This is a genomic window from Ruegeria sp. O4 (genome assembly GCF_056535125.1).
Genome location: NZ_JBQERO010000003.1, coordinates 249,347 through 275,950, shown reverse-complemented (window position 1 = coordinate 275,950; position 26,604 = coordinate 249,347). Strand labels below are relative to the sequence as shown.

The window sequence follows — 26,604 nt, the reverse complement described above, 5'->3', positions numbered from 1 at the left end:
AAGGTCGCAGGTTCAAATCCTGCTCCCGCAACCAATACTTCAAGTCAGATATCAAACACTTAGCGCCCCTTGGGGCGCTTTCTGCGTTCAGGGCCACTGCACAACTCAAAGCACTCTGGAAGCAACAGGGGAGAAAAAACTGCGCTGCTGGTCCCCAACGGTATTTTGCGTCACCCTGGTACAAGGCTTTCAAGTTCCGGCATCAGAACAACGCTTTCCTGTTCGTTCGGGTCCGTGCGTGCGATAACTGCAACTGCGGGTTCATTCCCATCGTTGAACGGAAGGTGCGGAGTGTTTGATGGTATATAGATCAGGTCTCCTGCTTGCGTTTCCATAACGTGTTCTAGCCTGTCGCCCCAATACATCTTAGCAGACCCGGAAATCACATAAATCGCGGTTTCATGTGTCTCATGTTTATGCGCCCTGGCGCGCCCTCCGGGCGGGACCGTGAGCAGATGCATGCAGATAGCTTGGCTTCCTACCGTCTGTCTGGCGATGCCTTCGAAGTAATCGAACCCCTGTTTCCCGGAATAGGTTTCGCCGGGGTGCAGTTTCGCACAATCCGCCATCTAGGTATTCCTTCCTAAGATTTGAGCGAGAGAATGATACGCCAGCTTCGCCTGGAAACGTAGGGAAATCAGAAGCGGGTTTTGGGCGGAGATTCTAACGAGCCTTATGAACGAACCGCATACCGGGTGATACGGCCTGAGATACATAAGGACGAAGAAACCCACGTTTGCGGACGTTACTCATACCAAACTGTGCACGTAGCCATGACAGGTCCGTACCTCGACCCTCCTCCAAAATCTTCCCTGTTGGGCGGTCACATGGCGTATTGCCATTGAAGACCTTTGGAAAGATTTCATTACCTCGGGTCAGAGAAAGGGTCCGGAGGGGTATTCAATCGCAGATGCCGCATGAATGCCCGTGCGATCCTTGGAACCGGTTTTTGATCAGAGACCACAAAATGGCCCCGGTACCGCATAAGAGATTCAAATCGGACAAATGCCAGGTCGGGAGATCGGTAATGGTAGACGGGAAAGGGATTGATAACAGACAGCCCCAATCCTTCGCGCGCCATGTCGGCAGCGGCGAATGAGGTTGAAACTTCGGCAACGATCCTCGGTTTAGCGCGCACTTGATGAAGCAACCGGTCCAGCTGCCCGCGCCGCCCATGTCGATACGTCAGCGCGATCAGCTCTTGCTCATGCAAGTCTGAAGGCGTCAGAACGGTGCGTTCAGACAGAGGATGTTCGGGTCGCATGACGCAAACGGCTGGTGACTCGCGAAATGGTATAAGTTTGATGCCAGCGCGGCTTTGTTCAATCCCGGTCACGGCAAGATCAAATCGGTTCTCAAGCACGCCAAGCGTGACCATATCCGACGTTGTCACCTCAAGGTTCACGAAAAAACCGGGATTCCCGCGAATGAAACTGGCGATGAGGGAAACGATGTATCGATGAGCATAGCTGGGCGGTGCAACGAGGCGCAGTGTTTCCTGCACAGTTTCGCCCGGACCATCGATCCTGTCCAATGCCTCGAACAAAGGATCCAATCGCATATTCAGCCTTACGGCTTCTTGCGTCGGTCGCAATCTGCCTGCATCTCGTTCGAACAGTGTTCTGCCCAGTCGATCCTCTAAGCTGCTGACCGAGCGACTGACCGCGGACTGAGATAAGCCGAGCTGTCGTGCGGCAGCGGCTGTTGTTCCAGACTGCATGAGCGCACGGAGCGCCTGGTATTCCGGCAAAGAATGCCAGTTGCGAGGTTTCTTCATTGCTGGGCGCCCGCATGATTCCGACTAGCTCTATGAGTAAAACTCATCAAGTTTTTTTACAATCATGACGATTACGTCTGTTAGCGTGTGTCGAGATGACACTAGCCTGGGAAAAGCGAGTTTGAGGACCCTCCCTCTTATCATTGATGGGCACAACGACGTATTGTCAAAACTGGCCTCGTCAGGTGGTCTGCCCAAAGCGGGCCGCTTCCTGACCGGGCTCGAAGGCGCGATCGACTCTGTAAAATCCACGGCCGGTGGATTTGGCGGAGGCTTCTTTGCCGTCTGGGTGCCTTCGCCTATCGATGCCGATGCAAAAATGGAAGAAATGGTCCGGCCCAGCTATGACCTGCCGCTTCCCAATCATATTGATGCCGAAGATGCTCTGCCCGCAGCGCTGGGGCAGATTACCATACTGCTGGAACTGGAACGTTTGGGGGCGTTGAAAGTGGTTCGATCGGTTTCGGATATCAGGAACTGCTTGGCGCAAGGCCAGATGGCGGCCATTTTTCACATCGAGGGCGCCGAGGCGATTGATGCAGATCTGCATTCGCTTGATGTATTTCATGCGGCGGGGTTGCGATCGCTTGGGCCCGTGTGGAGCCGACCCAACATTTTTGGCCATGGTGTGCCGTTTAGATATCCATCGGGGCCAGATACTGGCCCTGGGTTGACAGACCATGGACTGCGGCTTGTGCAGCGATGCAACGCGCTGGGTATCATGTTGGATTTGTCCCACCTCAATGAAAAAGGTTTCTGGGATGTAGCGCGGTATTCGGATGCGCCTTTGGTCGCAACGCATTCAAATGCCCACGCCATCTGTCCGCACGCGCGAAATCTGACCGATGATCAGCTTCGCACCATCGCGGAAAGCGACGGGATGGTCGGGTTGAACTTTGCCACTGCGTTTCTGCGTGAGGATGGTCGGATGCTGTCCGACGTGCCGTTGATGCAGGTTCTGAAGCACCTTGACCACCTGATCGGGATAATGGGTGAAGACCGGGTCGGGCTTGGGTCCGATTATGACGGGGCGGTCGTGCCGGACGACGTGAAGGACATCTCGATGCTGCCTCGATTGAGAGATGCCATGGTGACCCATGGATACGGCGAAGAGCTCATCAAGAAGCTCTGCCACGAAAACTGGTTGCGTGTTCTTGAGAAGACCTGGGGCTCGTAACCGTTAGTGAAGACTTGATGACAGAGAGGACAAAATGAACGCATTTAACAGATTGCTTACCGGTGCGGCGCTAGGATTGGCGCTGGCCGTGACCTCGACTTCGGCAATGGCCGAAACGCCGCCGAACATGCTGGTTATCGCGCATCGTATCGACGACATCACGACGTTGGACCCGGCCGAAAGCTTTGAGTTTGCGGGTTCGGATGTCAGCCGGAATGTCTATCAGAAGCTGGTGAACTTCGACCCGCTCAATCTGGATGCTGGCTATCAGCCCGACATCGCTGAAAGTTGGGATGTGTCTGAAGACGGCAAATCGATTACCTTCAATATCAGGGAAGGGTTGACCTTTCACTCTGGTAATCCGGTGACGGCAGAAGATGTTGAATTTTCACTGCGTCGGGCGATCATTCTAAACAAGACCCCGGCCTTTATCCTGACTCAGTTTGGGTTCACGCCGGAAAATGTCGAACAAACGATTGTCGCGGACGGCAACACTCTGACGATCACGACGGACAAACCCTATGCGACATCCTTCGTTCTGAACTGTCTGACCGCTACCATCGGCGGCATTGTCGATAAGAAGACGGTGATGGAACACGACAAGGATGGCGACTTGGGCAATGAATGGCTCAAGACCAATACTGCTGGATCTGGGGCTTATAGCCTGGTCAGCTGGAAACCCAATGAAAGCGTAACACTGAAGTCGAACCCCGATTTCTATTTGGGTGCTCCGGCCATGGAGCGCGTGGTTGTCCGTCACGTTCAGGAAAGCGCCAGCCAGCGCCTGTTGCTGGAACGTGGTGATATCGATGTCGCGCGCAACCTGAATCCAGAAGATGTTGCCGGCGCTTCATCTGTTGCCGGCGTAAAGATTGCAGACGAGCTTAAGGGCCGCCTGATGTATGTTTCGCTGAGCCAGAAACACCCTGAGCTGAGCAAGCCTCAGGTTCGGCAGGCGTTCAAGTATCTGGTTGACTATGAAGGGATGCGCGACAGCTTCCTGAAAGGGCAATACACGATCCACCAGAATTTCCTGCCCCAAACCTATCTCGGTGCCTCTGACGAGACGCCGTTTAGCTTTGATGTGGAAAAGGCCAAGGCCCTGCTGGATGAAGCAGGTGTAAGCGGGCTTGAGATTGAAGTAGGTGTGCGTGAAGCGCAGGAACGGATCGAAATCGCCCAATCGCTACAGAATGCGCTGAGTCAGGTTGGCATCACAATGAACATTACCGTGGGAACCGCCAAACAAATTCTGGCGCGGTATCGTGCGCGGGAATTGGATGTTTATCTTGGCGCATGGGGGCCGGACTATCCCGACCCGCAGACGAACGCAGGTACCTTTGCCTACAACCCGGATAATTCGGACGAAGCCAATGCCACAGGATTGCTGGCATGGCGGAATTCTTGGGATACCGGCGGGTTGACCGACAAAACGGACGCGGCCGTTATCGAAAACGACACCGCGAAACGCGCTGACATGTACAAGGAAATCCAGGCTGAGTTCCGCGAGACTTCGCCGTTTGTCATCATGTTCCAGCAGATTGAGCAATCGGCCCTGCGTGAAAACGTGACGAATTTCTCAACCGGTCAGGCGATTACATCGGCGTCGTATTGGCAGGTGACCAAGTAAATGGCACTGGCCGAAAGACCAACTGAGGGGCGCCGCTCGGCGCCTCTTATCCATTGGATCAAGAGTATCCTGAAAACTCTTGGCACTATCGCAATTACAATGCTGGGTCTGCTTTTCGTGACCTTCATCATCGGTCGCGTGATGCCGATCGACCCGGTGCTGGCAATCGTCGGTGAACGCGCATCGCAATCGACTTATGATGCGGTCTATCAACAGCTTGGTCTTGATAAACCGCTGTTGGTTCAATTTGGATATTACCTTTGGGATGTTCTGCACGGCGATTTTGGCGATTCACTTCTGAATGCCCGCCCGGTTTCTCAGGATATTGCCCGCGTCTTCCCAGCCACGCTGGAATTGGCGACTTTGGGCGTTCTGATTGGAATATTTCTGGGTGTTCCGCTTGGTGTGATCGCCGCAGTCAAGCGCGGATCGTGGATCGATCAGATCGCCCGTGTGGTCGCGCTTGTCGGGTATTCAATGCCAATCTTCTGGCTGGGGCTCATGGGGCTTCTGGTCTTCTACGGGATACTCGGCTGGGTCGGTGGCCCGGGCCGCCTGGATATCTTCTACGAGGACATAGTGCCCTCACGCACTGGGCTGATTTTGGTAGACAGTGCCTTGGCCCAGGATTGGGATGTCTTCCGCAATGCGTTGTCCCATATCATCCTGCCCGCGGCATTGCTGGGGTACTACTCGCTTGCCTACATCAGCCGGATGACCCGATCCTTCATGCTGGAACAGTTGTCAGCCGAGTATGTCATCACCGCCCGCGTCAAAGGGCTGTCTGAAAGACAAGTTATCTGGCGCCACGCCTTCAAGAATATCCGGGTGCAGCTGATCACAGTGATCGCACTCAGCTATGCCAACTTGTTGGAAGGATCAGTTCTGACCGAGATCATCTTTAGCTGGCCGGGAATCGGCAGCTATATCACGACGGCCTTGCTGAGCGCCGATATGAATGCCGTTCTTGGAGGAACCGTTGTGGTCGGGCTGATCTTTATCTGCCTGAACATATTCTCGGACCTTCTTTACCGTTTCTTTGATCCGAGGTCGAAATGAGCGACATGACCTTGCGCCAGTGGCTGCTGACCGACGAGCCGACTTCGCGCCGCCATGCCAGATTGGCCAGCTTCTACAAAGGCTGGCTGACTTTGCGATCAAACTCGATGGCAATGGTCGGGTTGGCGATTCTTGTCGTCCTTGTTCTGACAGCGGTCTTTGCGCCTTTTCTCGCGCCGCACGATCCCTTTGTTCAGAGCCTGTCCAGCCGACTTCTCCCCATCGGGGCTGAAGGGCACCTGTTGGGAACCGACAGCTTGGGGCGGGATATTCTGTCACGCCTGATCTTTGGGGCGCGAATTACACTGTACATCGTAGCTCTTGTGGCGCTCATCGCACCGATTGCGGGGCTTCTGGTCGGGACGGTTGCGGGATATGTGGGGGGATGGACGGATGTGATCCTAATGCGCATCACGGATATTTTCCTCGCTTTTCCACGACTTGTTCTGGCGCTGGCATTTGTCGCGGCGCTTGGGGCAGGGATTGAAAACGCGGTTCTGGCAATCTCACTCACGGCGTGGCCGCCCTATGCGCGTATGGCGCGTGCAGAAACCCTGACCATCCGGTCAACCGACTATATCAACGCGATCCGCCTTCAGGGTGCCGGGCCATTGCGGATCATCACCCGGCATATCTGGCCGCTTTGCATCTCATCTTTGATCGTGCGGGTCACGCTGGATATGGCCGGGATCATTTTGGCTGCAGCCGGTCTTGGTTTTCTGGGGTTGGGGGCACAACCCCCAAGCCCGGAATGGGGTGCCATGATATCCGAGGGCCGACGGTTCATCCTTGATCACTGGTGGGTGGCCACGGTACCGGGGCTAGCAATTTTCACGGTTTCGCTGGCCTTCAACCTGTTGGGTGACGGGCTGCGGGACGCGCTTGATCCAAAGGACGGTGGGCAATGAACTTACTCGACATCGAAGATCTGTGGGTTCGTTTCCCAACCCGTCAGGGCGTGTTTGACGCCGTGCGGGGCGTATCGTTTTCGCTGGGGCGCGAGCGTCTGGGGATCGTCGGCGAAAGCGGCTCGGGTAAGTCGATGACGGGGCGGGCCATTCTGCGCCTGATCAGAAATCCGGGTATCGTGGAGGCCAAACACATCAATCTGGAAGGCCGAGACCTGATGAAGCTCAGCGAGCGCGAGATGCGTGAGGTGCGAGGGAAGCAGATCTCCATGGTGATGCAGGACCCCAAGTTTTCTCTGAACCCGGTGGTCACCGTTGGCGAGCAACTCATGGAAGCATACCTTCAGCACAATTCCGGCTCGAAGGCCCATGCTAAGAAGATGGCTATCGAGATGTTGGATAACGTCTCAATCCGTGATCCTGAGCGGGTGATGCGAACGTACCCGCATGAGGTGTCTGGGGGTATGGGGCAGCGCATTATGATTGCGATGATGTTGATTCCCAATCCCAAGATACTGATTGCCGATGAACCAACTTCGGCGCTTGATGTCAGCGTTCAGCGGCAGGTGCTGAACATCATGGATGGATTGGTCAAGGAGCGGGGGATGGGTCTGATATTCATCAGCCACGACCTGAATCTGGTGTCTGAATTCTGCGACCGTGTCCTCATCATGTATTCAGGTCGGATCGTCGAGGTTTGCGAGGCTGACAAGCTGCATCAGGCCCAACATCCCTATACCCAGGGCTTGCTGAACTCGCTGCCGCGCCTTGATGAAAAATGTACCCACCTGAGTGTTCTCACACGCGATCCGTCGTGGTCCGAAGCCCCGAGCGTGAGGGGCTGAAATGAAGGCACTGGAAATCAACCATCTGAATGTCTGGTTTGGTCATGCACACGACCGGGTCGATGCGGTGAAAGACGCAAACCTTGAAGTCGCTCAAGGCGAGAGTTTTGGTCTTGTGGGCGAAAGCGGGTCCGGCAAGTCGACAATTCTGAGGGCAATAACGGGACTTGCACCGCAATGGTCGGGCACAATCCGAGTAGAAGGCCAGGCGATATCCGGGTCCCGGCGGGATCGGTCATTCTTTCGAACCGTCCAGATGGTGTTTCAAGACCCCTACGCGTCTTTGCATCCGCGGCACACTGTTGATCAGGTCCTCAGTGAAACTATTCATCTGCATGGGTTTGGGGACATCGATAAACGCGTGAGCGATTTGCTCAACGACGTCGGACTTGGGCAAAGATTCCGGTTCCGGTATCCACACCAGCTTTCCGGTGGCCAACGACAACGCGTGGCAATCGCAAGGGCCTTGGCAGGTGAGCCGGACATCTTGCTTTTGGACGAACCCACGTCAGCTTTGGATGTCAGCGTTCAGGCCGAGGTTCTCAACCTGTTGACTGACCTGCGCAAACAGCGCGGATTGACCTATCTGATGGTGTCTCACGATCTTCCGGTTATCGCACATATGTGCGAGCAGTTGGCGGTTATGAGAAATGGTGAAATTGTTGAGGTCATGTCCTCGGAAACTTTGCGTTTGGGGAACCCAAGCCACGAGTATTCCAAGCAATTGTTGACCGCGTCTGTTGCTCCGAACCAATAACGAATGTTCATTCAATCTGGGGTTTGCCCTTCACACGATTAATTCGGGGGTCAGACAATAGGATCCTTTGGCATTTCTGGTGTGGATTCATCCCTATTTCGATAGGGACCGCGACAACACTACAGCGATCGAGATATTGGAAACGTCTACAAATTGTGTAACCGTGAAGCATGCAAGAAATGCAATATAAATTTTAGCAACGAGGTCACTGATGAAAAGCAAGGTGCAAAACTTGGCGATTGCGGTTGCGTTACTGATCGCGCCACCTGTTTCAGCCCAGCAATCTGATTGGTCTTTTTCGGGCACAGCTTATCTGTTCATGGCCGAAACGGATATTTCTCTTGCAACACCAAGTGGAACAATCGACGGCACGTTGAGTTTTTCAGACGCTCTCGAAAACCTGGATTTTGCGTTTATGGGCAGTATTTCCGCGTCTAACGGGCGCTGGTTGTTGCTTGCGGATTACAACTACACCGATTTGGCATTCAGTAACTCAACTCCCGGCCCGGCGTTTTCGAGTTTGGATACCTCCGCCACAACACAATTTCTCAGCGGCTATGTCGGATACCAGGTTTATGAGACACCTGCGATCAGCGTGGCCTTAGCAGGCGGGTTCAGGTGGTTCAGCACGGAAACCACGTTCCGATTGCAACCGGGAGTTGCCGCCGGACGAAGTGTGACGACCGATGATAACTGGACTGATCCGGTCGTCGCTGCCCGTGCAAGAGTTCGGATATCTGACAAATGGTCAGGGAGCGGGTTCGTGGATTATGGCGGGTTTCGGAGCGGTAGCGAAACCTGGCAAGTTTTGCTGACTGCAGATTATGAAATCAATGACAGATGGCTGATCCGCGGCGGCTACCGGTATATTTCCTTCGATCATGAGATCAACGGCAATGATTTCAGGTTTGACCAGTCCGGCCCGCTGCTGGGCGCAACGTACAGGTTCTGAAGACAACGTCAGGCGCATCCCTGATACTAACCTATGTTGCAACAGCGGCTGAACGCGGTTGTTTCTAAGGGCTGTCGTCGCTCGATAGTCCAGAAACGCACTGTCTGATTTCAAATAAGCTTTTGCTTTTTATGATTATTTTTTACTTTGGTAAATGGCGGAGACGAAGGGATTCGAACCCTCGAGACCCTTCCGGGCCTACTCCCTTAGCAGGGGAGCGCCTTCGACCACTCGGCCACGTCTCCGCCGACGGGTATATCCGTGCAAGCAACGGAAATACAAGGTCAATTCCGCAAAGTTTGGTTTTTTTTGCAGATCTGTCCGAACTCTTTGAAATAGAACGGAATCGCACCGGTTTGCATACACCATTTGTAAGTACGGGTTCACTTTCTTCAGGCCCGATGCAGTTCGTAATATCCTTAGAATCGCGGGCCTTGCCTGTGGCATCTGGCCTGATGTACGAGAATTTGAACGTGGCAAGTCTACAGCGGAGTTCAAGTGCTCGGTTGGCTTTGCAACGTGGAACCGGGTCACGAGTTTTTGCGTGATTGCGTTCCGTGCGCCAGTGCGAACCCAACAACTTATTGAAAAAGCATAGAAAACACATTCTCTTTTTGGAAGTCACGATCCGGTAACGCCGTGATGCGAATCGTTCTTTCGTCGTTGAGGAGAACATCATGTCGCAACATACCGTTCCGTCTGAACCATGGCAGAACCCTGACGAAGCCAATCAAAAGGTAGGCCGGGGTCGGCGCCGTTTGAGTGTGTTGGCGCGTTCCACTCAGGAGGTTTTCAAGGATCACAACGGTGAATCGGACCTTTTTGAAGGGACATGGCCCACGAATTTCTCGAAGGGTTTGCGTCATGACGTGAACGGAATTGTCGACGCGCAGGTCTATACCGAGTTTCTGGAAGAAGTGGCTGATCCGACCTGCACCGACAATCATGGCAATCGGTTGGCGTTGTTCGACACGCCAGCCTACTCCGGGCCCTTCCGCACCGCGCCATCAGAGGGTGGTGAATTTAGGTGGCGTGCGTGGGAAGGGCCAATCCTGGGCCATCGGCTTGGTCTCAACGGATGTGACGCGGGGGGGTTGGGAATTGCACCCGCGCCCCGGCTTGGATCGGATGAGTTGGCGGCGGAGATGGCCGAGATTTACGCGATGGCCTATCTGCGGGATGTGCCGTTCGAATCCATCAGGGATGGTGCCAGTGATGCGGCCAACGTGGCGGGTGCCCTTTGTCAGATGGAATGGTTCCGGCGCGATGGCAGCCCTCGGGACGCTGATGGCGCAGAGATTGGAAAGGTTTCGGCGGCGCGGCGGGTTAGGGACGGTGGCGGCCTGACCCCTCAAACCCTGTTTCGCGGTTGCTCACAGGGCTGTGCACAGGGACCGTATCTGTCGCAGTTCCTGGTACAAGGCCACGATCCACTGACAGCAGATCAAGCGCGCCGACAAAAGCAAAAGCTGACGCAGGCAATGGCCGTCGGGGCTGTTCCCTTCGGCGCTTTGAGGATCGACCAGAAAATCCAGCCGCAGGCGGCGGGCGTGGACTATCTGCGGGATTGGGCTGAGTGGCTGGACGTTCAGAACGGGGCGGACACGACGGCTGAACAAGCCTTTGAGAGCGAGGGAACGAAATTCATTGAAACACCGCGCGACCTTGCCACTTACGTGCATTTTGACAGAATCTATCAGGCTTTTTTCAATGCCTGCCTGCTGATGCTGGGACAGGGCACGCCGACAGATGAAGGTTTGCCCGAGGATGGATATGCCGGTGTGCGTGATCCAGGCTCTGCCTGCGGCGGCGCGCACGTACTGTCCCTGTTGACGGAAGCCGGGGCACGGGCCCTGAGGGCCGCGAAACGCCAGACGTTTCAGGTGCACAATCGTGCCCGGCCTGAAAAGCTGGGCAGTGTTACGAGTTTGATGGCGAACGGTCACGGCGCAACCCTTGGCGCGGCCGAGCCTTTTGCCGCGACCCATCTGGGAAAACTCGAAGCGGCGACAAGCGAAGGTTTCAGCCTTATGGATGCAATCGCCGCCTCGCCTTCGGTGAAGCGGTTTGCGCATAACGCCATTTCCCATAAGGGCTTGCCGCGAAATGACCGTAACTTGCTGCTGCCGGTTGCTTACCCCGAAGGGTCGCCAATGCACCCGTCTTATGGGGCGGCTCATGGTGCCGTTGCCGGGGCATGCGTCACAGTGCTCAAAGCTTTCTTCAGAACGCACGCTTTGGATGGATCACGGGTGTCTTTGGCTGCAGCTGGTCTGCCTCGGGTCCTTGTGCCAGCTGCGGGGGGTAAGACCCTGATCGACTCGACCCGACCAGAAGACAGTGCAGACTGCCTGACGCTGAATGGCGAGCTGAACAAGTTGGCTGCGAATATTGCACTTGGGCGCAATTTGGCGGGCGTTCATTTCTATAGCGATTATTTCGACAGTATCCGGATGGGTGAGCGTATCGCGGTCGGAACACTGGCAGAGCATATGGCAAAATCACCGGCGTTATCGAAAGTGTCGCTTGAGACTTTTGACGGCGATCATCTCAGCATCTCGGGAAAACGGTCTTCTGGCAGTGAAATCCACGTAGCCAATAGTTCGCCTGAGTTGTGGTGGACCCGCCACCTGCCAGAGCAGGCAGGTTGGGGCGGATGAGGTTTCAGGTTTTTTCGGAGGGAGATTTTTCATGATGCTTCCGTGCCCGTCAACGATGATGATCTCTCGAACCAGGCTGGAACTGCCGTGGCAAGTATTGATGGCAGATCAGCCCTGCATTTCAGATACAAATCGGTGTTCGGTGATGGCTGTTTTTCAATCTCCAGGTTGCGCCGATAGGGGGGTGAGTGAAGCCGCCCTGTCGGACTGGAACTTGAGAATTGAAGGGTTCTTCGATGGCAATGGAGTGAGCCCGTTCCTGGTCATGGACCCAGACGACATCGTCGATGGTCAGATATCGACGGGGTTCAAATGGTCTGCCAACCCGCGCGAGCCCCGGGATTGTCTGGGCGAGGATCTGGCCGCCAGTCTTTCGGATCGGGGTTGGGCAAGCAGGGCTGAGCTGCACAATGAATTTCTGGAATATGCGCTGATTTTACGGCTCGATTCCGAAGGTAAAATGCGGCCGAAGCGCTTTGTCGCCACGACCGAACTGATGGAGTGGTGGAGAACCATGGCAGTGTTCGATCTGGATCACTTCCTTTCGGTCGTTGAAACCGTATCCAGATGTTCATATTCCTGCGAAGAGTTGTTCGAGGTTTCGCGAGCAGACTGGTGCGCATTGGATGTGCCTCAACGCATTGCTCGTTTTCACAAAAGATTGGTGGGAACAGATTTTGCTCATCCACCAGAGCATCCGTTGAATATCGAACATGCTTTGTTCATGACCAGAGAGACGAACAGCCTGAGCGACCTGATCGCTACAATGCATCTTTCCTCATTCCCATATGTTGTCGGCAATGGTGAAAACAGAAGGCCCGCGCGGCTTGATGAAGTGTTACATTTTGCCGACCGACAGGATTTGTATTGTCGCCATGCGGGATCTGGTTTGGCGGGTGAAGCCCTTGATCTGGCCTTCTCCAGGGGCACAGCAACGCCGACAGGGCGCGCGATGGCGTTCGCGAATCCTATGGGGCTTTATATTCGGGCGTTTCACATGTCCGAACTCTTCGTGGATGCGGTGAATGTGCCGACAGATTGGGTGCGTTATCCGCGCGGTGAAGCGGGAATGCCCATGCGCCTTGAGTTCGGGCCGGGCGACGATGATCCGCGGTTTCTGGACGATATCACCATGGGATCAGGGTCGACCGCACGGCCTGCGTCGGGTTATGCGCTTGCCAGCCTGATCGAGGTTGGCCCTTTGATAACAGTGGCGGCCAATCCACGCGCGATCACAAGGGTCGAATTTGTTGAAGTCCCGCCTGTTGATCCAAGCGATATCGTTTGTGGACTGCCGGAAACCCAACGATGCAAACAGATTTCTGAATTTGCGGACCGGACCGAAACTGAGGTCTTTGGCAACGTAGCGCCAACTTGCCAATTCAGTCACTGAAAAGGTTTCAAACCGGCACGGCTTTGACAACGGGCAAAGGTATTTCCGGCGCGGTCATATCGAATATGGCAATCGGGCGACCGGCAGCGTTGGCCGCCGCTGTCAACACAGTCATCAGCGTCGGGTCGGGACTCTGCCAGGCGTCCACATCGAAAGAGGATGCCGGAGTTGTCGGGCGATCGGTTCGCGCGCCGCGATACAGTCGGAACAAGCGCGCCTGTTCCTCATTCATCGCGTCATCTGTCACGCCGGTGTGGTCAAGCGTCACCATATTGCGCCAGGACACAACCGCTTCGCATGCCGCGTGCCAGACACCTGTCGCCAGATCGGCGGAAAAAGCCGTTCCATAGGTTGGTCGCCCGCCATCCGCATCGGCGCAGACCGCACGCAGTAGCAGGCCGACGCCCGAAACCATGCGAACGTGAACGCTCAGATGACGCAGGTAGGTGTTCAGCCAGCGGGTCAGATCACGCGGCAACGCTGTTTCGGGCAACACTTGGTCGAAACCGCGTGGTCCAAGCGCGTGTTCCAGGCATTCAAATGCGGCCCATAACGCAGCGGCCTCATGCGTTGGTCCGGCTGCGGCCCCCTTCGACGTGATCTGCCCATCGCTGCCCGGCGCACCCAGAGCAAGGGCATCACGTGGCAGAGCATGCGTGGCACCATCCGATGAAATCAGGCTTTCGCGGGTTTCGGGCGAATCCGCGCTGTATTGCAGCGCATAACGTTCGATCGCTTCGAAACCCGAAAGTCGCGCGGCTACGTTCCGGTTACGCGCTGTGCCAAAGGACACGCGATGTTTCATTGCGCCAGCGGGTGGCACTGTTCCGTTTCGCAAATTGACCATGCGAAAGGCGGTGTGGATCGGAGCACCTTTGGGAAATTCAGCAAAAGAAGGTCCGGAAATAATCCCTGCGTTTTCGGCCAGTTCAATCAGCGCGTCGGTCATTTTTGTTTCCGGATAGGTATGTAACGGGTTATACAAATGGTTGTGGTTGTTAAGAAAGGACTTTTAGTATGGCTCGTTTGACTATTAATCCGAAATACACACTTAAGGATCTTGGGTGTGAAGTTCTGAACGCCGCCCGGAGCAACGCGCTGGGATCACAAGAGGGTCGCGACGCGGCTGAGCGACAGATTCATGAAATCCTTGCTGATGTCGGTAATCCTGCAGTGGAGTTTGTTTATGATTCCAAGAACAAGGTTCATATCGTAATCCCTGATCTGAGCGATAAAGAGCCAGACCCAAATCCCGATCACGAGTCATGGTGCTGCAAGCTGGCCTATGAAGCGATGGGTGGCATTGTCGTTTATGGCTGTGGTTCCTGATCGCAGTATCTGAACTTGCCTGAGGAGTTTATTTGAGTAAGGCAAAAACCAAGATATTCCTGACCGGTCCGTTTCAGGTGATTTGCAACGACGGCCAGGATGCAACACCACGCGGCACCAAGGCGAAAGCGCTTCTCGCCTTGGTGTTGTTGTCTAAGAATGCTGTTCGCAGCAGGGCCTGGCTGCAAGACAAGCTTTGGAGCAAAAGCTCACCTGCACAGGGTGCGGCCTCGTTGCGCAAGGAACTTAGTGTCCTGACCAAGCATCTGGCCGGGTTCGGTCTGGGGTTTTTGGACATCGGGCGCGAGAATGTCTCCATCGACCTGAAAGCGCTTGAAATTGATTTGTTTGATGAACCGCTTCAACCGGATCGCGCCGAGCTTCTGGAAGGGTTGGATGTTGCAGACCCGGAATTTGAAGACTGGTTGGCAGTTGAACGGCAAGCGTATTGGGACGTTGGCTTTGATGAAAATGCGCCTGTCCCGGTTGGCGCGCGCTTTCCATCCCATTGGGGGCATCAGAGACCTGCAATTGTAGTCGAGCCGTTTGAAGTAATTGGTGACGATAACAATATCAACGTTGCGGCGGCGTCGATACGGGACGAATTGCTTTTCCTCTTGGGTACGTTGTCGGATGTCATCGAATTGCGTGATGCGCGCAGGCAAGAAGGGCCTGTCGACGGCTATATGCTAAGCGGCAGCGTGGTAGCGGCCGAAGGACTGCGGGTGGCGGCACAATTAACATCAACCGTGGATCAGGTGTGCCTATGGACCGAACGTTTCCGGTTTCGGGAAAAGGATACGTTTGACGCCGTTGAAGAAATCGCAATGAAAGTTGTCGAAGCGCTTCAACTACGGCTGCGGGATGGTCACTGGTCCGACATCTGGTCAGCACGCGCCACATCCACCGAAGTTTGGACGGCATTTCAGAATGGTCGCATTCAGGAGAGCCTTACGACCAAGGACGGCCTGTTTCGTGCCATCCGCCAGTATGAGGTCTGTTTGCAGCGCGATCCGGACTATCTGCCTGCGCGGATCGCTGTCGGATTCTGCCGCCTGGATCTGATCCGGTTGGGCATGGAAGATTCGCCGGAAAAAACGCTGGCTCTGGTCGAGGCCGACTGCGCCGTCATGCGTGAAAAACACCCGGCGGATCCTTATTGCGCCGCACTCGAAGCGTTTACCCACAGTGTTGCTGGCCATACTGCCGAGGCTTGCCAGCTGATGCGCAAGGTACTTGAGAGGTTCCACAGCAGCCCCGAATTGCTGGGCTATTATGGTGTCTTGTTGATGTATGATGACCGGCTTGAGGACGGAATAGCCACGTATCGGCAGGCCCTCGCGTTAACGCCGCACCCGCCGATCTGGATCGAGGCGAACCTGTCCATGACCCTTGCCCTCTCCGGAGACAAGGCAGCATGGCAGCACGCGCATAATGTCTTGCGAGTGGACCCCGGCAGCGTGCGGGCGCGGGTTGTGTTATGCATGTTGTCCGCCGCCGCTGGCAACCAGTCACTGGCACGCCGGCACGCCCGTCGCATCCTGGAATTGCAGCCCGGTTTCACGGCAGAGCGCTGGGCCTGGCCGGGCTGTTTCAAAAACAGAAAATACTATGACGAAGGTGCACGACTGTTGGCCGAAGCAGGTCTGTGATGGCGTCTAATTGTCGTCCAGCACTTTGCGGGCGACGCGGAAACACTCCAACGCCTGCGGAACGCCGCAATAAATCCCGACCACGTGGATGATGGCGCGTATTTCTTCTTTGGTCACCCCGTTGGTGATGGCACCCCGGCAGTGGATTTCCCATTCATGCATCTTTCCCAGTGCTCCGATCATGGACAGGTTCATCATCGACCGCGTTTTTGCGTCGATCACGTCATCCCCCCAGCCAAAACCCCAGCACCAGGCGGTCATGGCTTCCTGAAACGGGCGGGTGAAATCATCTGCTGCTGCAAGGTTCTTTTCCACATAGTCCGCGCCCAGTGTATTCTTCCGTTGTTCCAACCCTTTCAGGAACAGGTCTTCGTCAAATAAGTCGGCCATTACGGGTCTCCGGTTTGTCAGCGTGTCAGGCGGTGTTTGTATGCGGGATCGTAGTGTGATTTCATCCGGTGGTGCACCTGTATACCCGGTCCGGCATGTCCACTATGTCGATATACCCAAGTGCTTTGGGCAAAATCCGGTCAATTTCGCAAGGGTGCCAGTCCTTGGGCATCAGCGTGGTTGATCTACCCGCTCAAGGGTAGGGCAAGCAGGTTATGTCTGCCTGGGGTGGGTTTCATTCCACTGCCTCGCGCATCCATTGTTGCAACTTGGCGATTGAGTGTTCGGACATCACACCGCAGCCCGGATCCAGCACCAGCGGGCCGGGGCAGTAACCACGGGATCTGAGGCCGCGATGCACGGATTCCACAAGCCGGATGTCTTCTTCGACCGTTGTTTCCCTGTCCTGAACGGCCAGTTGCCGGATCACCGCGCTTTCCGAACCACCTTCAGTGTACCAACCGCGCCAGACGGTGCAGTGATCCGTGTCATTTGCGCGCCAGTGATATGTGTTCAGCACATTGCCCGGATAGCACTGGAACGAAAACATCGGCCACAGGAACCAAGACTGGTAATCGCCCGCATGAGGCACCGACAGGTCGATTGGGTAAGTCATCTTGTCGAGGCTCTGACATTCGGTCGTGTGGCGCAGCACGAAACCGCCGCCTGCATCGGGTTGGATGTCGTAGGTTTCGGGCTTGACGACACCTTCAGCGAAAGTCGGGTGGTTGCTCGGGCAGTGATAGCATTCCGAATAATTCTCGACGCTGACCTTCCAGTTGCAGTGTTCCGGAATCTCGACCCATTCCAGCGGCTCGAGTTCGTCGATATGCGGGACGAATGCACGGATTTCCTGCCGTACTCCGGGATACCAGTCATCCATCGGGGCTGCCTTGTCGTCGAGATTGACGAAGATGAACCCATTGAAGATTTCGGTCCGGACCGCCGTCAGGCAGATCGCACTGCGGTCAAATCCGGGGACGGATTTGATATTTGGACCCGCGCGCAACTGACCTGACAATTCATAGGTCCACGCGTGATAGGGACAGACGACAACGCGGGTGTTGCCTGTGCCCGAGACCATTTCATGCGCACGGTGCTGGCAGACATTATAGAAAGTGCGAATTTCGCCATCGCGCCCGCGAATGCAAAACAGGCTTTGCCCGGCAATCTCGAAGGCAAAGTAATCTCCTGTTTCCCGAACCTGCGCGACATGGCCTGCGAACTGCCATGTTCGGGCCAAAAGCCCCTGCATCTCCTTCTCGAAAATGGCGGGGTCGGTATAATATCGCGCGTCCAGTGAGTGGGTCAGCGGTGCGTTCATTCGGGTTCCTCCGCATAGATGCCAAGCTGATGGCGACGACGATGGAAACGTTCGACCCGTTCGACGATCTCGTCGCTGGATACGGCGATCACGAAAGACAGCAGCGTTTCCAGCAGCGCGATGGTCGAAACGGATGATGGGAAAAACTGCGGCGTATCTGCTGCGACGACAAACCCGTGATGGGCGTTCCGGATCACAGGGCTGGCCGGACTGTCCGAGATACCGATGACAGTCAGGCCCTGCTGACGTGCCAGTTTGACCGCCTCGATCACTTCGGTGCGGTAGGGATGACAGGTGATCGCAATCAGCACGTCCTGCTCATCGGCCCAGGCCAGATCGTCCATTGGGGTTGAACCGGGGCGGGGGATTGCATGAAACTGCTTCATCCCGGTCGAAGCCAGATAAGTAAAGTTGCGCGCGTTGGAGTTGTTGACGCCTACGCCGAGTGTGAAAATCTGGCGAGAATTCCAGATGATTTCGGCAGCAGATTTCAGGCGGGTCGCGTCGATCCCTGCAAATGTTTCCTCGATATTCCGGATTGCGGCACCGATCATATCGGCATACAGCCCGCCCAATTCACCGGATTTGCCGATGTCCTGAAGCCATCTGGCGCGGTCTGGAAACGACACGCGCCCTTTTCGGATCGCGTCGCGAAAGGGTTCGCGAAAATCTTCGTACCCTTCAAACCCCACTTGCCGCGCCATGCGCACGAATGTGTTGGGCTTGACCTTTGCCGCCTCGGCAATTTCGCGCACGGTTGAAACCCCTACATCCGTAGGGTTTTCCAGAACGTAACGCGCGGCTTTCTGCGCCTCAGGGGTCAGGGCGTCCCACTCTTCGGTCAGGCGATCCAGAACAGTTGATGATACATTTGTGTCATTCATGATTGACGATGGTACAAATGTGGAATTAGCCTGTCGAGCAGAAAAGCGACTCGGGAAGAGGAAAAATCATGTCCGGGAATGAACTGCCGTCACACGCACGTGTGGTCATCGTCGGAGGCGGCGTCATGGGCGTTGGTCTGGCCTACCATCTGGCCCATGAAGGCTGGGGCGAAGAGACTGTTCTGCTGGAAAAGGCCGAGCTGACCAGCGGCAGTACATGGCATGCGGCGGGGCAGATTACGCATTCAACCTCAAGCTTTGGTCTGGGCAAATGCGTCGATTACAACATCGGCTTGTATTCCGGCCTGCTGGAGGCCGAGACAGGTCAGCCTGTCACGTGGCATGGCTGTGGCTCGTTCCGCCTTGCTTATACCGAGGATGAGATGGATTGGCTGCGCCATACCCTGTCGGTGGGCCGGTCGCTGGGTTTCAATATCGAACTTGTCGGTCCCGAGAAGGTGGCTGAACTGCATCCGTTTTATAACCTCGAAGGTGTTCTGGGCGCGCTGCATACACCGGATGACGGGCATGTGGACCCGACCAATGTGACCATGGCGATGGCAGCCGGGGCACGCCAGAAGGGCGTGCGCATCTTCCGCAGCTGCCGGGCGACGAACATCACGCAGGGCGCAAACGGCGAATGGATTGTTGAGACCGAACAGGGCACCATCATCTGTGAGCATGTGGTGAACGCGGGCGGCACCTACGCGCGCCAGATGGGCGAATGGTCCGGGCTGCAACTGCCCATGACGTCAATGACGCACCATTATTTCGTGACTGAGCCAGTGCCCGAATTCCAGAACTTGGACAAGGAACTGCCGGTGATCCGCGATGACCGCAAAGTCTCGGGCTATATCCGGATGGAGCAGCAGCGCGGCCTGATCGGAATATACGAGAAAGAGAATCCGAACTCGGTCTGGCATGATCATTGCCCGTGGGAGTACGAGAACTGGTTGTTCGACGCGGATTATGACCGGGTAATGCCATGGCTTGAGGAAAGCCTGAACCGGATGCCGATCTTTGCCGAGCTGGGCATTCAGCGCGATGTGCATGGGGCGATTTCGCACCCGCCGGACGGCAACCCCCTGATCGGTCCTGCGCCGGGTGTGCGGAATTACTGGTGCTGTTGCGGGACGCAGATCGGGATCGGCTGGGGCCCGGGTCTGACCCGAGAACTGGCGCGCTGGATGGTGCATGGGGCTGCCGATATCTCGATGCGGGATTTCGATCCGCGCCGCTTCGGCAGCTATGCCACCAAAGACTGGCAAGTGATCAAGGCGGAAGAAGATTATTGCTTACGTCACGAAATCCCGTTTCCACACTTCAATCGACTTGCAGGGCGTCCGATCAAGCCGTCGCCACTGTTTGAGTTGCTGAAGTCTAAAGGCGCGGTACATGAAGAGGTCTATGGCTTCGAACGCCCCCGCTGGTTCGCCCGGGACGGCGTGGAACAGCGCGATCACTATTCCTTCCGCCGCACCCCTGCCGACGACATGGTCGCGGCCGAGGTCAAGGCAGTGCGCGAACGTGTCGGCATCATGGATGTCACCGCCTTCACCAAAGTCGAAGTATCGGGGCCGGATGCCTATACCCTGCTGGATCGGTTGACTGCCAACCGGATGCCACAAAAAGTTGGCTCGATCACGCTGACCCATATGTTGAACCGTCGTGGCCGGATTGAGTTGGAGACTACCATTGTCCGCATCGCCGAAGAGCGCTTCTATCTGGTCTGTGCGGCGTTCTTCGAACAGCGCTTGCTTGATCATCTGGCGCATCATCGCAAGGGTGAAGATGTGCAGATCAACGCGCTGTCGTCCGAATGGTCGGCCTTGTCGCTGAACGGTCGCCGATCACGCGAAGTTCTGGCGCGCTGTACGGATACCGATCTGAGCAATGCCGGGTTCCGCTGGCTGTCAGCGCAAGAGGTCACGATTGCCGGTCATAAACTCTGGGCGTTTCGCATGTCTTATGCGGGCGAACTGGGTTGGGAACTGCATATGCCTAACGCTGCCTGCCTTGATGTCTACAATGCGCTATGGGCTGCGGGCGAAGCGTATGGCATTGCGGACTATGGCAGTTTCGCCATGAACGTGATGCGGATGGAGAAGGGCTTCAAAGGGGCAGGTGAGCTGACCAACGAGGTCACTCTGGCCGAGGCTGGCGTGCTGCGCTTTGCCCGTACGGACAAGGATTACCTGGGCAAGGACAAGACGTTGAACACCGATTTGCCATGGATATGTGCCTATCTGCAAATCGAGCCGGATGGCGAAATTGACGGCCATGGAGGCGAGGCGGTGATGCTGGACGGGCGTGTCATAGGCTCGACGGCTTCGGTCGCATTCGGCCACACGGTCGGTAAGATATTGGCCTTTGCATACATCAAACCCCAAGCAGCAAAAGTGGGAACCGAATTGGAGGTCGTGATTCACGGCAAGCCGCGTCCGGCCCGAGTACTGGATGAGCCCGCCTACGATCCCGACAGCCTGCTGCCCCGCACAGACGCATTAGTGGAGACCGCCTGATGAGCCTGCCCGCCACAATGAAAGCCATGGTTACGATGGGCCACGGAGGGTTAGAGCAGATAGTTCGGCACGATAACTGGCCGCGCCCTGAACCTGCGGAAGGCGAAGTGCTGATCAAGGTTGCGGCATGTGGGCTGAACAATACAGACGTCAATACGCGGTCGGGTTGGTACTCCAAGACGGTCACAGCCGCGACGACCGGTGGCGCGTTTGAAGAGGTTGGTGAAGATGATCCCACCTGGGGCGGTAATCCGATCACCTTCCCGCGAATTCAAGGGGCCGATATCTGCGGGCATATCGTTGCCGTCGGCGAAGGTGTTGATCGCGGGCGTATCGGCGAGCGTATCATCACGGATGGCTGGCTGCGCGATCCGGTGGAACCATACAATAAAGACAAGACTGGCTATTTCGGCTCGGAACGGGATGGCGGTTTTGCCGAATACGCGACAACTCTGGCGGTGAATGCTGTGGCAATCACCTCGGACCTGACGGATGCTGAACTGGCAACTTTTTCCTGCTCTTATTCCACCGCCGAAGGCATGTTGACCCGTGCCAATGTGACCGGCGAGGATACGGTTTTGGTTCCAGGTGCTTCCGGCGGTGTGGGCGGCGCGCTTGTGCAACTGGCCAAACGGCGCGGCGCACGGGTGATCGCGATGGCATCCGAATCCAAACACGCGGACGTGGCCAGACTTGACCCCGATGTCATTCTGCCACGCGCACCTGCGAACCTGCGCAAGGCGCTGGGCGCGGAAAAGATCAGTGTGGTTGCCGATGTCGTAGGCGGGCCATACTGGCCGAACCTGATCGACATATTGGAACGGGGTGGCCATTATACCTGTTCGGGCGCAATTGCAGGCCCGATTGTCGAACTTGATCTGCGTACATTCTACCTGCGCGATCTGACCTTCACCGGTTCGACCGTCATTGACCCTCAGGTCATGAAGAACCTCGTAACATACATCGAGGCCGGTGAGATCAAGCCAGCGCTTGCCGCGACATACCCGCTGGAGGAGCTCCGAGAAGCACAAGCCGCGTTCATCGCCAAAGAGCACACCGGCAACATCGTGGTGATGCCATGACGCTTGATGATGTTCTCGAAGTTGCCCGGCAAATGCACCATGCGCATCCTGATCTGTCTGCGTTCGCGCCTTGGCCGGGTGATCTGACCCCGACGGGGTTGGATCCCGCACCCATTCCCGCAACGAGACTGGTGGCAGCCTTTGACCTAGTTGAAGACGTGCCAACCCGCGACCTGATCGCGGCGGTCAAAGCGACTGCGCATCTGGCACATTGGAAACACACCTACACCGAAAACGAAGTTGGTGCGGATTTCCTGAACCGATACGGCTATTATGAGCTGTTCGGTCCAACCGGACATTTTCACTCGACCCTGCTGCGTGGCTACATCGCGTTTTGGGGGGCTGGCCTGAATTACGATTGGCACAGCCATCAGGCCGAAGAACTCTACCTCGTCCTTGGCGGAGGTGCGTTGTTCAAGGTCGATGGGGACGAAACATATGTTGGTGCCAATCAAACGCGCTTGCACGCAAGTTGGCAAAGTCATGCCATGGTTACCACAGATCAGCCGATCCTGACTTATGTTCTGTGGCGCGGTGAAGGCATGTGTGATCTGCCCCGGATGGATATCGCATGAAGATCAAGGCTATCACTGTATATCACATCGATCTCCCGCTAGAGCATCCATATTGGTTGTCTGGTGGGCGACTGAAATTCGAAACGCTTGACGCGACACTCGTGAAAATCGAAACCGATGCGGGGTTTGTTGGCTGGGGTGAAGGGACCCCATGGGGCCATACCTATGTGCCCGCGCATGGTCCGGGTATCCGCGCCGGGATTGAAACGATGGCGCCGTTCATTCTGGGCCTTGATCCGCGGCGGGTTCTGGATGTGGAACGGGCTATGGATCTTGCCTTGCCCGGGCACCTTTATGCCAAAAGCCCAATTGATATGGCCTGCTGGGATATCGCGGGTCAGGCGGCGGGCGTGCCGATTGCCGATCTGATGGGGGGTGGATCGCGGACACCGCGCCCGATTGCGTCCTCGGTCGGGGCGAAAACTGTCGACGAAACGCGCGCGGTCATAGAGCGTTACCGCCAGCGGGGCTACATCGCCCATTCCGTGAAGATCGGTGGTGACGTTGAACGGGACATCGCGCGTGTTCGCGATGTCGAGAGTATTCGGCGACCCGGGGAAATCGTTCTTTACGATGTCAATCGTGGCTGGACGCGTCAGCAAGCGTTGCGTGTGATGAGCACCTGCGCGGACCTGAATGTCATGTTCGAACAACCTTGTGAGACGCTGGATGACATTGCTGCAATCTCGGGGCTTCACCCGTCACCCGTTTCAGTGGACGAAAGCCTTGTGACTTTGCAGGATGCGGCCCGTATCGCCCGCGATGGTCTGGCTCAGATTTTCGGAATCAAGTTGAACCGCGTCGGCGGGCTGACCAAGGCTGCACGCATGCGGGATATCGCGCTGGCCCATGGGATAGACATGTTTGTAATGGCCACAGGCGGTACGGTTCTGGCCGATACCGAAGCATTGCATCTGGCCGCGACCATCCCGGATGACAACTGCCTTGCCGTATGGGCCTGTCAGGACATGATCACGGTCGATATTGCCGGGGGGCGTGGGCCTCGGAATGTTGATGGCCACTTGCACCTGCCAGAAGAGCCTGGACTTGGCGTTCATCCGGATGAAAGCACATTAGGTGATCCAGTGGGAGTATACGCTTGAAAATCAACAAGATAACGCTCTGGTCTGTCGATCTGACAAGTCACGAAACGTACCACATGGCTGAAGGTAAGACCTGCGCCACTGTGAAATCCCATGTCCTGAGCCTTGAAACGGACACCGGTCACAGGGGGTGGGGTGAGGTTTGCCCGATCCCGCATTACTTGCCGGCCTATGCGGATGGGGTGCCGGGTGCCATTGCTGAGATGGCGCCTGAAATCCTCGGGATTACCCCATTTGGTGCAGACGCCCCCATGCGCAAGCTGGACGGATTTCTGCAAGGGCATCAATACGCGAAATCGATCGTCGATATCGCGCTTTGGGACCTGTTCGGTCAGGCGGCAGGGATGCCGGTTTATGCGGTGTTGGGTGGGCGAGCGCAGGCGGATATGCCGCTCTATCATTCAATCACTTGCATTGCACCGGACGAGATGGCGTGCATTGCCAAATCCGCTTTTCAAACTGGTATCCGCCAGTTTCAGGTTAAGCTGGGTGTCGAGGGCGATTGGCAGGCGGATGCCGAACGGTTGATCAAAGTGCGCGAAGCCGTGGGAATCGGGCCGTTGGTATATGGTGACTGGAATTGTGGAGCATCGCGATTGCAGGCGACCCGTACCGGGCGTGCGGTGGCACATCTGGACGTGATGTTGGAACAGCCCTGCAAAACGCTGGAGGACTGTGCCGCTGTCCGTCAGGCTACCGGTCTTCCGATGAAAATCGACGAGAGTGCCTTTGATCTTGCCTCGCTGATGCGTGCGCATGACCTCGGGTGCATGGATGCGGTGGCGCTTAAACTTTCGAAATTCGGTGGATTGTCGGCAATGCGTCGTGCGCGGGACCTGACCGTGCATCTGGGCGCTGAGATTTGCGCGGAATGCACATGGGGGTCTGATATTATTACCGCGGCTTCACTCCACTTTGCGGCGTCGACGCCGAAGAGCTCCCTGATGAACACGTGTGACTTGTCGTCGTACGTGGCCCCGCGTCTGTGTCCTGATGCACCAAACCGTGAAAACGGCCGGATTGCTCCGCCCGAAGGTCCGGGATTAGGTGTTGTGCCGGACCTCGATATCCTTGGCACCCCAATTCTGGAGATCGACTGAGATGCTGAAAATCCAATCACAATCCGAATGGATTGCTCGCGCGAACGAAGTTCTACCTGCCGGGGGGTTTGGCAACTTTGATCCGGGCATCATCATCGCCCGTGGTGAAGGCAGCCGTGTCTGGGACGAGGATGGCAACGAATATGTCGATTACCTGATCGGGTCGGGTCCGATGCTGCTGGGTCATGGCCACCCTGAAGTGATGGAAGCCGTTTTGGAACAGCTGCCCAAAGGGATGACGGTTTTTGCCAATAACAGAAAAGGAATCGAACTGGCCGAGGCCATCATCGACGCCGTTCCCTGCTGCGAGCAGGTGCGCTTTGTCGCGTCGGGAGGCGAAGCCGACATGTATGCGATTCGCCTGGCGCGGGCTTATACCGGGCGCAGCAAAATCCTGAAGTTTGAAGGCGGTTACCACGGTATGAGCGCCGAGGCGCAGATGAGCCTTGCCCCAAGCCGCAGAGTTAATTTCCCGCAGGCTGTTCCCGACAGCGCCGGTATCCCCGACAGCGTGGCCGAGCAGATGCTTATCGCGCCCTTTAACGATCTGGAAGCCGTCGCTGCTTTGCTGGATGAAAATGACGACGTTGCCGCGATTATGGTCGAGCCTTTGCAACGGATCATTCCGCCAATGCCGGGATATTTGCAAGGCCTTCGAACCCTGTGTGATCAACATGGTGTGTTGCTGATCTTTGATGAGATCGTCACCGGATTCCGGCTGGCTTATGGCGGGGCGCAGGAACGATACAGGGTCACACCGGATATCTGCACTTTGGGCAAGATCACGGGTGGCGGCTTCCCTCTGGCTGCGCTTGGTGCCAGCGTCGAGATCATGAAGCATTTCGATAAGTCGAAGGTCGGGGAAGAAGGTTGGCTGATGCAGTTGGGTACCCTCTCGGGGAATCCGGTCGCCTCGGCCGCTGGGCTGAAGACGATGGAGATTTTGCGGCGTGAAGGCGCGTATGAGCGTTTGCGCGCAATTGGAAAACACTTGCAGCAGATTCAGTCGGACGCCTTAAATGAAGCGGGCATCGCGCATCGGATTTGCGGTGACGAGACTTTGTTTGACATCTATTTCACCAACGCCGAGTGCCTTGATTATCGCAGCGCAAACCACGATGATCCACAGCGCAACGCCACTTATAATGCGGTGCTGCGCGCCCATGGAATCTTCAAGTCTCCGGGCAAGCTTTATCCGTCGCTGGCGATCACCGATGCGGATCTGGAACAGACACGCATCGCCGTCCGTCACGCGGTTGATGCCATTTCCTGAAGGTTGGATGTATACAACGTAAACGGGTCGCTGTTGAGTTCAACAGCGACCCGCTACCTTTGGAAGTCGGGGGTCAGCCTCGCCCCCTCGAATACTGATTAAATCACCGGCAATCTGAAAACTTTTCGATACTTTCGAGACTGACCCGACTTCCTCATCGGTATGTCACTTTAATGCCCGAGAATCTCGGTGGCCACAGTGATCAAGTTCAC

Annotated in this window: 23 protein-coding genes, 1 tRNA gene and 1 pseudogene; 17 read left to right on the top strand and 8 right to left on the bottom strand. The window is 56.1% G+C overall.

Translation table 11 applies throughout. The annotated features are described in order from the left end of the window. Window positions 1-170: 170 nt before the first annotated feature. The 3 genes and pseudogenes from ACR0J7_RS07190 to ACR0J7_RS07180 all read right to left on the bottom strand — a co-directional run. Window positions 171-569: a cupin domain-containing protein gene (locus tag ACR0J7_RS07190; RefSeq protein ID WP_480506609.1), complete on the bottom strand. Its 399-nt coding sequence runs from the start codon at window positions 567-569 to the stop codon at window positions 171-173. 296 nt (window positions 570-865) lie between these two features. Next, on the bottom strand, window positions 866-1,561 hold the full coding sequence (locus ACR0J7_RS07185) for a LysR substrate-binding domain-containing protein (RefSeq protein WP_480506815.1): 696 nt from the start codon (window positions 1,559-1,561) through the stop codon (window positions 866-868). A gap of 24 nt (window positions 1,562-1,585) precedes the next feature. Next, window positions 1,586-1,777: pseudogene (locus ACR0J7_RS07180) on the bottom strand (helix-turn-helix domain-containing protein); the annotation flags it as partial. A gap of 121 nt (window positions 1,778-1,898) precedes the next feature. On the opposite strand from ACR0J7_RS07180, the gene ACR0J7_RS07175 reads away from it, so the two are divergent. The 7 genes from ACR0J7_RS07175 (at window position 1,899) to ACR0J7_RS07145 (ending at window position 9,105) form a co-directional block, all read left to right on the top strand. Next, a complete protein-coding gene (locus ACR0J7_RS07175; RefSeq protein WP_480913676.1) occupies window positions 1,899-2,954 on the top strand; it encodes a dipeptidase in 1,056 nt (351 codons plus the stop codon). A 34-nt stretch (window positions 2,955-2,988) separates the two neighbouring features. Next, complete coding sequence (locus ACR0J7_RS07170) at window positions 2,989-4,584, top strand: ABC transporter substrate-binding protein (protein ID WP_480506611.1); 1,596 nt, start codon at window positions 2,989-2,991, stop codon at window positions 4,582-4,584. Continuing rightward, window positions 4,585-5,643 (top strand): ABC transporter permease, encoded by a 1,059-nt coding sequence (locus tag ACR0J7_RS07165; RefSeq protein WP_480506613.1) that lies wholly within the window; start codon window positions 4,585-4,587, stop codon window positions 5,641-5,643. Beyond that, window positions 5,640-6,551: an ABC transporter permease gene (locus ACR0J7_RS07160; protein ID WP_480545830.1), complete on the top strand. Its 912-nt coding sequence runs from the start codon at window positions 5,640-5,642 to the stop codon at window positions 6,549-6,551. Before ACR0J7_RS07165 ends, ACR0J7_RS07160 begins: the two co-directional genes overlap by 4 nt. Next, window positions 6,548-7,396, top strand: a complete 849-nt coding sequence (locus ACR0J7_RS07155) for an ABC transporter ATP-binding protein (protein ID WP_209598734.1) — start codon at window positions 6,548-6,550, stop codon at window positions 7,394-7,396. The genes ACR0J7_RS07160 and ACR0J7_RS07155 overlap by 4 nt, the downstream gene beginning before the upstream one ends. 1 nt (window position 7,397) lies before the next feature. Next, complete coding sequence (locus tag ACR0J7_RS07150; RefSeq protein WP_480506616.1) at window positions 7,398-8,153, top strand: ABC transporter ATP-binding protein; 756 nt, start codon at window positions 7,398-7,400, stop codon at window positions 8,151-8,153. Between the two features lie 211 nt (window positions 8,154-8,364). Further along, a complete protein-coding gene (locus tag ACR0J7_RS07145) occupies window positions 8,365-9,105 on the top strand; it encodes an outer membrane protein (RefSeq protein WP_480913674.1) in 741 nt (246 codons plus the stop codon). Window positions 9,106-9,260: 155 nt separating this feature from the next. On the opposite strand, the gene ACR0J7_RS07140 is transcribed toward ACR0J7_RS07145, so the two are convergent. Next, window positions 9,261-9,350, bottom strand: a tRNA-Ser gene (locus ACR0J7_RS07140). Window positions 9,351-9,782: 432 nt separating this feature from the next. On the opposite strand from ACR0J7_RS07140, the gene ACR0J7_RS07135 reads away from it, so the two are divergent. After that, window positions 9,783-11,765 carry a phosphatase PAP2 family protein gene (locus ACR0J7_RS07135; protein ID WP_480913672.1) on the top strand — a complete coding sequence of 661 codons (1,983 nt, stop codon included), beginning with the start codon at window positions 9,783-9,785 and terminating at the stop codon, window positions 11,763-11,765. Between the two features lie 184 nt (window positions 11,766-11,949). Further along, on the top strand, window positions 11,950-13,158 hold the full coding sequence (locus ACR0J7_RS07130; protein WP_480899159.1) for a hypothetical protein: 1,209 nt from the start codon (window positions 11,950-11,952) through the stop codon (window positions 13,156-13,158). A gap of 7 nt (window positions 13,159-13,165) precedes the next feature. On the opposite strand, the gene ACR0J7_RS07125 is transcribed toward ACR0J7_RS07130, so the two are convergent. Continuing rightward, window positions 13,166-14,107 carry a YcaO-like family protein gene (locus ACR0J7_RS07125; protein WP_480913670.1) on the bottom strand — a complete coding sequence of 314 codons (942 nt, stop codon included), beginning with the start codon at window positions 14,105-14,107 and terminating at the stop codon, window positions 13,166-13,168. Window positions 14,108-14,175: 68 nt separating this feature from the next. Here ACR0J7_RS07125 and ACR0J7_RS07120 point away from each other — a divergent pair, with 68 nt between their 5' ends. Together ACR0J7_RS07120 and ACR0J7_RS07115 are read left to right on the top strand one after the other, a co-directional pair. Continuing rightward, entirely contained in the window at window positions 14,176-14,487 is a 312-nt protein-coding gene (locus ACR0J7_RS07120; RefSeq protein ID WP_480482958.1) for a hypothetical protein, read from the top strand. Between the two features lie 32 nt (window positions 14,488-14,519). Continuing rightward, complete coding sequence (locus ACR0J7_RS07115; protein ID WP_480482960.1) at window positions 14,520-16,139, top strand: hypothetical protein; 1,620 nt, start codon at window positions 14,520-14,522, stop codon at window positions 16,137-16,139. Window positions 16,140-16,145: 6 nt separating this feature from the next. Here the strand turns inward: ACR0J7_RS07115 and ACR0J7_RS07110 are convergent, their stop codons facing one another. The 3 genes from ACR0J7_RS07110 to ACR0J7_RS07100 form a co-directional block, all read right to left on the bottom strand. Further along, complete coding sequence (locus tag ACR0J7_RS07110) at window positions 16,146-16,529, bottom strand: carboxymuconolactone decarboxylase family protein (RefSeq protein ID WP_480482962.1); 384 nt, start codon at window positions 16,527-16,529, stop codon at window positions 16,146-16,148. A 235-nt stretch (window positions 16,530-16,764) separates the two neighbouring features. Further along, window positions 16,765-17,853, bottom strand: coding sequence for an aromatic ring-hydroxylating oxygenase subunit alpha (locus ACR0J7_RS07105; protein ID WP_480558704.1), 1,089 nt, complete (start codon window positions 17,851-17,853; stop codon window positions 16,765-16,767). Continuing rightward, a complete protein-coding gene (locus ACR0J7_RS07100) occupies window positions 17,850-18,737 on the bottom strand; it encodes a MurR/RpiR family transcriptional regulator (protein ID WP_480558706.1) in 888 nt (295 codons plus the stop codon). The genes ACR0J7_RS07105 and ACR0J7_RS07100 overlap by 4 nt, the downstream gene beginning before the upstream one ends. 68 nt (window positions 18,738-18,805) lie before the next feature. Between ACR0J7_RS07100 and ACR0J7_RS07095 the strand changes: the two genes are divergently transcribed. From ACR0J7_RS07095 to ACR0J7_RS07070, 6 genes are read left to right on the top strand one after another with little or no spacing between them, the layout of a single operon-like run. Continuing rightward, window positions 18,806-21,259 carry an FAD-dependent oxidoreductase gene (locus ACR0J7_RS07095; RefSeq protein ID WP_480913668.1) on the top strand — a complete coding sequence of 818 codons (2,454 nt, stop codon included), beginning with the start codon at window positions 18,806-18,808 and terminating at the stop codon, window positions 21,257-21,259. Then, window positions 21,259-22,341, top strand: coding sequence for an alcohol dehydrogenase family protein (locus ACR0J7_RS07090; RefSeq protein ID WP_480913667.1), 1,083 nt, complete (start codon window positions 21,259-21,261; stop codon window positions 22,339-22,341). Before ACR0J7_RS07095 ends, ACR0J7_RS07090 begins: the two co-directional genes overlap by 1 nt. Beyond that, window positions 22,338-22,916 (top strand): dimethylsulfonioproprionate lyase family protein, encoded by a 579-nt coding sequence (locus ACR0J7_RS07085; protein WP_480506627.1) that lies wholly within the window; start codon window positions 22,338-22,340, stop codon window positions 22,914-22,916. Before ACR0J7_RS07090 ends, ACR0J7_RS07085 begins: the two co-directional genes overlap by 4 nt. Continuing rightward, window positions 22,913-24,019 (top strand): mandelate racemase/muconate lactonizing enzyme family protein, encoded by a 1,107-nt coding sequence (locus tag ACR0J7_RS07080; RefSeq protein WP_480545839.1) that lies wholly within the window; start codon window positions 22,913-22,915, stop codon window positions 24,017-24,019. Before ACR0J7_RS07085 ends, ACR0J7_RS07080 begins: the two co-directional genes overlap by 4 nt. Continuing rightward, window positions 24,016-25,119, top strand: coding sequence for a mandelate racemase/muconate lactonizing enzyme family protein (locus ACR0J7_RS07075; protein ID WP_480913664.1), 1,104 nt, complete (start codon window positions 24,016-24,018; stop codon window positions 25,117-25,119). Before ACR0J7_RS07080 ends, ACR0J7_RS07075 begins: the two co-directional genes overlap by 4 nt. Before the next feature lies 1 nt (window position 25,120). Further along, on the top strand, window positions 25,121-26,392 hold the full coding sequence (locus ACR0J7_RS07070) for an aspartate aminotransferase family protein (protein ID WP_480913663.1): 1,272 nt from the start codon (window positions 25,121-25,123) through the stop codon (window positions 26,390-26,392). Window positions 26,393-26,604 lie beyond the last annotated feature (212 nt).

Bases quoted from the DNA above. Each gene is read 5' to 3' on its own strand.
- ACR0J7_RS07125 (WP_480913670.1), bottom strand. From the start codon at position 14,107: ATGACCGACGCGCTGATTGAACTGGCCGAAAACGCAGGGATTATTTCC.
- ACR0J7_RS07105 (WP_480558704.1), bottom strand. From the start codon at position 17,853: ATGAACGCACCGCTGACCCACTCACTGGACGCGCGATATTATACCGAC.
- ACR0J7_RS07100 (WP_480558706.1), bottom strand. From the start codon at position 18,737: ATGAATGACACAAATGTATCATCAACTGTTCTGGATCGCCTGACCGAA.
- ACR0J7_RS07120 (WP_480482958.1), top strand. From the start codon at position 14,176: ATGGCTCGTTTGACTATTAATCCGAAATACACACTTAAGGATCTTGGG.
- ACR0J7_RS07145 (WP_480913674.1), top strand. From the start codon at position 8,365: ATGAAAAGCAAGGTGCAAAACTTGGCGATTGCGGTTGCGTTACTGATC.
- ACR0J7_RS07135 (WP_480913672.1), top strand. From the start codon at position 9,783: ATGTCGCAACATACCGTTCCGTCTGAACCATGGCAGAACCCTGACGAA.
- ACR0J7_RS07165 (WP_480506613.1), top strand. From the start codon at position 4,585: ATGGCACTGGCCGAAAGACCAACTGAGGGGCGCCGCTCGGCGCCTCTT.
- ACR0J7_RS07080 (WP_480545839.1), top strand. From the start codon at position 22,913: ATGAAGATCAAGGCTATCACTGTATATCACATCGATCTCCCGCTAGAG.
- ACR0J7_RS07085 (WP_480506627.1), top strand. From the start codon at position 22,338: ATGACGCTTGATGATGTTCTCGAAGTTGCCCGGCAAATGCACCATGCG.
- ACR0J7_RS07070 (WP_480913663.1), top strand. From the start codon at position 25,121: ATGCTGAAAATCCAATCACAATCCGAATGGATTGCTCGCGCGAACGAA.
- ACR0J7_RS07185 (WP_480506815.1), bottom strand. From the start codon at position 1,561: ATGCGATTGGATCCTTTGTTCGAGGCATTGGACAGGATCGATGGTCCG.
- ACR0J7_RS07155 (WP_209598734.1), top strand. From the start codon at position 6,548: ATGAACTTACTCGACATCGAAGATCTGTGGGTTCGTTTCCCAACCCGT.
- ACR0J7_RS07090 (WP_480913667.1), top strand. From the start codon at position 21,259: ATGAGCCTGCCCGCCACAATGAAAGCCATGGTTACGATGGGCCACGGA.
- ACR0J7_RS07190 (WP_480506609.1), bottom strand. From the start codon at position 569: ATGGCGGATTGTGCGAAACTGCACCCCGGCGAAACCTATTCCGGGAAA.
- ACR0J7_RS07110 (WP_480482962.1), bottom strand. From the start codon at position 16,529: ATGGCCGACTTATTTGACGAAGACCTGTTCCTGAAAGGGTTGGAACAA.
- ACR0J7_RS07095 (WP_480913668.1), top strand. From the start codon at position 18,806: ATGTCCGGGAATGAACTGCCGTCACACGCACGTGTGGTCATCGTCGGA.
- ACR0J7_RS07160 (WP_480545830.1), top strand. From the start codon at position 5,640: ATGAGCGACATGACCTTGCGCCAGTGGCTGCTGACCGACGAGCCGACT.
- ACR0J7_RS07150 (WP_480506616.1), top strand. From the start codon at position 7,398: ATGAAGGCACTGGAAATCAACCATCTGAATGTCTGGTTTGGTCATGCA.
- ACR0J7_RS07170 (WP_480506611.1), top strand. From the start codon at position 2,989: ATGAACGCATTTAACAGATTGCTTACCGGTGCGGCGCTAGGATTGGCG.